The sequence below is a fragment of the Gammaproteobacteria bacterium genome, assembly GCA_028817255.1.
Taxonomy (GTDB): domain Bacteria; phylum Pseudomonadota; class Gammaproteobacteria; order Porifericomitales; family Porifericomitaceae; genus Porifericomes; species Porifericomes azotivorans.
Window position 1 is genome coordinate 1 of sequence record JAPPQA010000095.1, and the last position, 3842, is coordinate 3842.

Sequence of the window (3842 nt, forward strand, 5' to 3'; positions counted from 1 at the left end):
CGCGCCCCATGCGGGAGCGGAACGGCAACGCCGCTTGCGCCAATGCCAAAAGAGCGGTCAGCAGAGCGCGGCGCGCCGCCGCGCATGACGCGAAGGCCCGCCGAACGACCGGAAGACGCGGCCGCGGGCCGGGACGGCCTAGTTTTCCTCGGCCTCCGACTCGAATGGGAGTTCTTTGCCCTGCGATTCAAGCCCGGAGACTTCCTCCTCCTCGCGCATACGCAACAGCTTGCCGTTCACTTGCGCGCCGACGGCCACCTCCATCATGCTGTAGTGGATATTGCCCGTGATCCGGGCGCCGGCGGCAAGCGAAATATGATCGGTGGCGTGCACATTCCCGAGCACTACCCCGTTGATTTCCGCGAAAGGCACCCGGATGTCCCCTTCTACGGTGCCGTGATTGCTGATGGAGAGGGAAGAGCCGTCTCCCGCTCCGCTGTCCGAGGCGACATTCCCCTTGACGGTGCCGTCCACGTGCAGACCGCCGGTAAAATTGATGTTCCCCTGGATCGTGGTGTGCTGGCCGATCAGGCTGTCCACTTTTTCGGTCCTGCGCTTCTTTTTTCCCCACATGGTTCCTTACCTCACGTCGTTTCGGGCCAGTTGAATGTCTCCTCCACCAGCTTGCGCTTGCCGTCCACGCTTTCCAACATGACCAACGCTTCCCGCGGAAGGAAATTCTCGGGCAACTCCAAATACCCTTCGAATACTTTGAAGTGCTTAAAATTGAAAGAGAAGTCCGGCACGTCTCCGGCCACCAGTCGCTGCAGCGCCAGCGATTGGCTGTCGCCGTTCGCAACCCCCTTGACCACCATCTTCATCCGGCCGCTGATCGGTTTCCCCTGCTTGGTCAGGTGCATCAGGACTACCTTGTAGCGGTACCGGTTGGCGTTCGTCCCGGACGCGGAATGCACGTACAGCCCCTGCACCCTGAGCCCGGACGATTGATGAGCGGAGTCCAGCAGGCTCTCGTAGAATTGCAATTCTCCCTTGATGCGAAACACGGTGTCCTGCAAATCTTTGATGTCTTCCTTCAGCGCTATGGTGGCTTGCCGGTCCAGTTTGCGCGCCTCCTCGAACTCGGCGAGCGATTCCCGCGCCCCCTCGTTGGCCTCCTTCAACCAGGTGTTCTCCTCCTGCAGCAGCCGGTACGACTCGGACATGCTGCGAAATTGCTCGTGGTAGTTGATCGCCTCTTTCAGCAACACCGATTCGCCCTTGCTGCAAAAAAACCACCCCCCCCAGGCGGAGACCGCCAGCAGCAGCAGGTAGCCCAGCCAGCCGTAAGGCGAGCGGCGTTTTCGGATCAGGTAATCCTGTTGCGCGCTCATGCCGTTGCCGTCGCTTGCCGTCTCTTGCCGTCGCCAAAACCGGCGGCGCTCCCCGGTCGCCGGGCGTCCGCCTCCGGATTGCGCGTCCCCAAAGCCATGCCTGCCTCCCCCGCCTCAGGGACTACGGGCAAAGGGCCGCCCGATTCAGCCCGTCGGTTTCGGCATGACCGAACATGAGATTCATATTCTGCACGGCCTGGCCGGCGGCGCCTTTGACCAGGTTGTCTATCGCCGACAGCAGCACCAGGCGATCCTCATGCCGGTGCACGGCAATACGGCAAGTGTTGCTGCCCCAGGTCGAGCCCGTGGAAGGGCTGCCCCCGGGCGGCAACACTTCCACGAAGGGCTCCGCCGCATATCGCTCCTCCAGCAGGGCCTGGAAATCCGTATCCGGTTTCGCGATCTCGGCATAGATGGTCGCCAGGATGCCGCGCCGCATGGGCGACAAGTGAGGAACGAAAACCACGGACACCGGCTCCTGCGCCGCAGCCTCCAGCGCCTGCCGAATCTCCGGCAGGTGACGATGGCCGTCCAGCGAGTACGCCTGCATGGATTCGGCCGCCTCGGCATACAGCAGGCGCGCATCCTCCGTCCGGCGCCCCGCGCCGCTCACCCCGGATTTGGCATCCACGATCAGCCGCCGGGGCGACACCGCCCCCTGTTCCAGGAGCGGCGCCAGCGCCAGGAGAACAGCGGTCGGGTAGCAGCCGGGGTTGGCCACCAGAGCGGCTCGCGCAATGCGCTCGCGATGCCCGCGAGGCCATTCCGGCAGGCCGTACACCGCCTCGGCAAGCCGCTCCGGGCAGGCATGTCGTTCGCCTTCCGCGGCATACCACCGCTGCCACTGCCGCGGCGAGGACAAGCGAAAATCGGCGGACAGATCGATCACGCGCGCGCCCCGCTCCAGCAATCCCGGCGCCAAGTGCATGGCAGTCGCTTGCGGGGTGGCGAAGAAAACCGCGTCGCATTCCCCCAGGCGCGCATCTTCCAGGGCGGAGAAGACCAGGTCTTGCGGCGGCGACAGATGGGGCAGGGTCGCGGCCACGGGCCGCCCCTGCCCGGAGCGGGAGGCGGCAACCCGCACCTGCGCCCGCGGGTGCTGCAACAACAGCCGCAACAATTCCCTGCCGGTATAACCGGACGCGCCGACAATGCCTACCTGGGTCGCGGCGGTCCGCCGCGCCGTCCGCGGCACGGCCGCCGTCTCCTCATTTTCGAGGCGCCTCGCTTCCTGCCCCTTCAACATCGCGTAATTCTCCCGCCGCAAGCAAATTATAGCCTGCGAAGTTTAACACCTTGCCCGCGGACAAAAAACGGCGGCGGCACTTGGCCGTCTCCGTACGGTTGTGCGGAACGTTCGGCGGCAGGGTAAAATCCGGTCATGGACGCGGCAGCGCACGTGCGATCGTTAGACCCAGAGACACTTCGCCTGCACAATCGGCGGGCGGCGCGCTGGGCTTCGGCCATTGTCGAATCGCTGCTGTCGCGTAGTTCCGAGCGGGGGATGCCGCGGCTGTTGGCCGCCGGCGTCATGGAAGGGCTGATGGAGCGGCCCGTGCTGCCAGAGGGCGGAACGGCTGCGCCGAGACTGTAGCGGACGCCCCCCCGCAAATGGAAGACCATGGATCGGTCAAAGAAGGCACGGAAGAGAATCAAAGGGCGCGAAGGGCCGGTGCGCCGTCGCCCTGGCGCTTTTGGCCATCGCGCCGTTTGCCTTCGCGGCTGATATCTGCCCTGCCTACGACCGCGAAACCTGGAGAATAGAAAAGAAAACGCGCCTAAAAGTCCTGGCGGAAGAATCTCTCGTTCCCGCAGGGCTGTCTGCCGACGGTCGCAAGGTCAATTCCGGTCGCTGGCGCGACCCATACACAAACAGAATACATAATTCACCGGGAGAGATCGATATCGATCACCGGGTGCCCCTGAAGGAGGCGCACGATTCCGGCGGGTACGCATGGGGCGCCGCGAAGCGGCGCGCATACGCGAACGACCTGTCCGATCCCGAACATCTCGTCGCCGTCGCCACGAAAGTCAATAGAGGGGAGAAGAATGACAAAGACCCGGCAGAGTGGCTACCGCCCTACAAAGCTTCCCATGCCGAGTATGCACGCAACTGGGTACGCATCAAGCGGCACTGGGGCCTGACGGCCGACCAGGAAGAGGCGGACAAGCTCCAGGAGTTATTGGGGTCGGAGGAAGTGCAACTGCCTATCGCCCCAGAAGGTTGCCCGCCGCAGGCCGCGCCAGCCCCGAAAGACTCCTGTTGCACGGTGTGCAGAACAGGCAAAGCGTGCGGGAATTCCTGTATTTCTCGGTCGAAAACCTGCCGCAAGCAACTCGAATGCGCCTGCCAGGAGTAGAAGAACCGCACGGCGTCTATGCGACGGGGCGGGGCAGGCATGGCATCTACGTCGCCATATTTATCGAAAAAAGCGCTTTCTCAAAACGGTTACAAGACAGCAGTACAAAGCGGTTGCCGCTTCCGGGGCCGTGCCTTACCATGACGACGGG

Annotated in this window: 5 protein-coding genes; 2 read left to right on the forward strand and 3 right to left on the reverse strand. The window is 63.7% G+C overall.

Annotation, left to right across the window (positions count from 1 at the left end; genetic code table 11):
• Positions 1-138: 138 nt before the first annotated feature.
• The 3 genes from OXU43_04200 to argC form a co-directional block, all read right to left on the reverse strand.
• Positions 139-573: a polymer-forming cytoskeletal protein gene (locus tag OXU43_04200; GenBank protein MDD9824357.1), complete on the reverse strand. Its 435-nt coding sequence runs from the start codon at positions 571-573 to the stop codon at positions 139-141.
• An 11-nt stretch (positions 574-584) separates the two neighbouring features.
• On the reverse strand, positions 585-1331 hold the full coding sequence (locus tag OXU43_04205; protein MDD9824358.1) for a hypothetical protein: 747 nt from the start codon (positions 1329-1331) through the stop codon (positions 585-587).
• A 121-nt stretch (positions 1332-1452) separates the two neighbouring features.
• Positions 1453-2577, reverse strand: coding sequence for an N-acetyl-gamma-glutamyl-phosphate reductase (gene argC, locus OXU43_04210; GenBank protein ID MDD9824359.1), 1125 nt, complete (start codon positions 2575-2577; stop codon positions 1453-1455).
• A 153-nt stretch (positions 2578-2730) separates the two neighbouring features.
• Here argC and OXU43_04215 point away from each other — a divergent pair, with 153 nt between their 5' ends.
• Together OXU43_04215 and OXU43_04220 are read left to right on the forward strand one after the other, a co-directional pair.
• Positions 2731-2925: a hypothetical protein gene (locus tag OXU43_04215; protein MDD9824360.1), complete on the forward strand. Its 195-nt coding sequence runs from the start codon at positions 2731-2733 to the stop codon at positions 2923-2925.
• A 100-nt stretch (positions 2926-3025) separates the two neighbouring features.
• Positions 3026-3691, forward strand: a complete 666-nt coding sequence (locus OXU43_04220; protein ID MDD9824361.1) for a hypothetical protein — start codon at positions 3026-3028, stop codon at positions 3689-3691.
• Positions 3692-3842 lie beyond the last annotated feature (151 nt).